This is a genomic window from Nocardioides sp. CPCC 205120 (assembly GCF_048654585.1).
GTDB lineage: Bacteria > Actinomycetota > Actinomycetes > Propionibacteriales > Nocardioidaceae > Nocardioides.
This window is the reverse complement of the sequence record NZ_JBMCYY010000007.1, coordinates 1-792: the sequence shown is the minus strand read 5'-3', so window position 1 is coordinate 792 and position 792 is coordinate 1. Positions and strand designations below refer to the sequence as shown.

The following is a 792-nucleotide window of genomic DNA, read 5'->3' as shown; positions in this document are numbered from 1 at the left end:
CGCGGTCGTGGGGCACGCCGGTCGCCCGCGCGAGGTCGGCGAGAAGGTGGCGGACGAGCTGGCCGAGGAGGTCAACGCCCGGGTGCACCTGGCCGGGCTCGACGTGCTCGAGGTGCGGCTGTCGAACCTGTCCTACGCCTCGGAGATCGCCGGCGCGATGCTGCAGCGCCAGCAGGCCCAGGCCGTGCTCGACGCCCGCCGCGTCGTGATCGACGGCGCCGTCGGGATCGTCGGCGACGCCCTGGCCCGGCTCGAGGAGGACACCGACATCGCGCTCGACCCCGAGCGCCGGGCGGCGATGACCTCGAACCTCCTGACCGTCATCGTCGGCGGCGCGGGCGTGCAGCCGGTCGTCAACGTCGGCTCGCTCTACAGCTGAGTCGGGCGGACACCGTGCCTCGCGAGCCGTCCGGCAAGCGCGAGCGGGCCCAGATCCTGCTCCGCATCGACCCCCGGGTCGCGGACGCCCTCCGGCGCTGGGCCGCCGACGAGATGCGCTCCACCAACGCGCAGATCGAGATGGCCCTGCGCGAGGCGCTGAGCCGCGCGGGGCGCCTGCCCGAGCAGGACTGACCTGCTCGGGCGGCGCGTCCGTCAGGCGATGCGGTCGATGACGATCGGGGACGGCTCGAAGGGGCCGTCCCCCACGTCGTACCCGCCCTCGAGGGCGGCCAGGGCGCGGTCGAAGCGCTCCGGGGTGTCGGTCAGCAGGGTGAACAACGGCGCACCCTCCTCGACCCGGTCGCCGGGGCGGGCGTGCCAGACGACGCCGGCGCCGGCCTGCACCGGGTC

At 75.4% G+C, this 792-nt stretch carries 2 protein-coding genes and 1 pseudogene; 2 read left to right on the top strand and 1 reads right to left on the bottom strand.

Annotated features, from left to right (window positions below; all coding sequences use genetic code 11):
- Together ACOACO_RS18660 and ACOACO_RS18655 are read left to right on the top strand one after the other, a co-directional pair.
- Positions 1-379: SPFH domain-containing protein (locus ACOACO_RS18660; RefSeq protein ID WP_420297792.1), on the top strand; the 379-nt coding region annotated here is incomplete at its 5' end.
- A gap of 14 nt (positions 380-393) precedes the next feature.
- Positions 394-573: a hypothetical protein gene (locus ACOACO_RS18655; protein WP_277500182.1), complete on the top strand. Its 180-nt coding sequence runs from the start codon at positions 394-396 to the stop codon at positions 571-573.
- 21 nt (positions 574-594) lie between these two features.
- On the opposite strand, the pseudogene ACOACO_RS18650 reads toward ACOACO_RS18655, so the two are convergent.
- Positions 595-792: pseudogene (locus ACOACO_RS18650) on the bottom strand (thymidine phosphorylase); the annotation flags it as partial.